The organism is Mesorhizobium sp., assembly GCF_004963255.1.
In the GTDB taxonomy this organism is placed as follows: domain Bacteria; phylum Pseudomonadota; class Alphaproteobacteria; order Rhizobiales; family Rhizobiaceae; genus Mesorhizobium.
In genome coordinates, this window is record NZ_SUGA01000030.1 from 1 (window position 1) to 794 (window position 794).

The 794-nt window shown below is 67.0% G+C and carries 1 protein-coding gene (running past one end of the window); it reads right to left on the reverse strand.

What is annotated here, in order from left to right; genetic code table 11:
• Positions 1 to 794: part of a helicase-related protein coding region (locus tag E5X34_RS24580; RefSeq protein WP_292570076.1), annotated on the reverse strand (this coding region is incomplete at its 3' end). 1,749 nt of the annotated region lie beyond the right edge of the window; the window shows 794 of its 2,543 annotated nt.

Here is a 794-nt window from a genome sequence, read left to right on the forward strand (position 1 = left end):
ACCGTGTCCGTCGTCGCAACTTCGGCCGCCGCTGCCTGCGCGGCATGCGCCGCTTCTTCCGCCGCCAGCTTCGCCGCCGCCGCCTCGCGGGCGGCATTGTCCTGGGCTTCGAGCTTCGCCTTCACTTCGGCGGCAGGCTTCGCCTCGGCGCGATAGCCGAGACCCTTGAGGATCTCTTCCATGTCGTCGGCAGTGGCGCCGAGGATCGACATCATCGGCGGCGTCACCATGAAGGCGTGGCCGTCATAGGCGCCGTCCGGACGCTGGCCGAGGCCGGGCTTCCAGTTGGTCGCCGGGCGGATGAGGTCGGCAAGCCGCTCGAGGATATCAACGCGCACGGCGCGGCGGCCGAGATTGCGGTAGCCGGCGAGCTTGTAGAAGGTCTTGTCGAAGGCCGGGTCGATGACGACCGAGGTGCGGCCGGAGGCCAGCGCATGCACCACGTCGCCGAAGCCCGGCTTGTCCTTGCCGTCGTTCTTTAGCGCCCAGAGCAAGGTCACCAGCCCGGCTGGAGCCGGCTTGATCAACGCCGGCACGAAGACATGGTAGGCGCCGAAGCGCACGCCGAGCCGGCGGAGCGCCGCGCGGCCTTCCTGATCGAGCGACTTCATCTCTTCGGCGATGTCGCGGCGATTGATCAGGCCGAAATGCTCGACGAGCTGGAAGGCGATGCCGCGCGCGATGCCGGTGAGCTGGTCGGCATTCTTCAAATCGACCAGCGGCTTCAGCAGCGACTCGATCTGGAAATTGACGAAACGCTCGGCGCGCGCCGAGCGTTTCGTCAATTTCCAGAT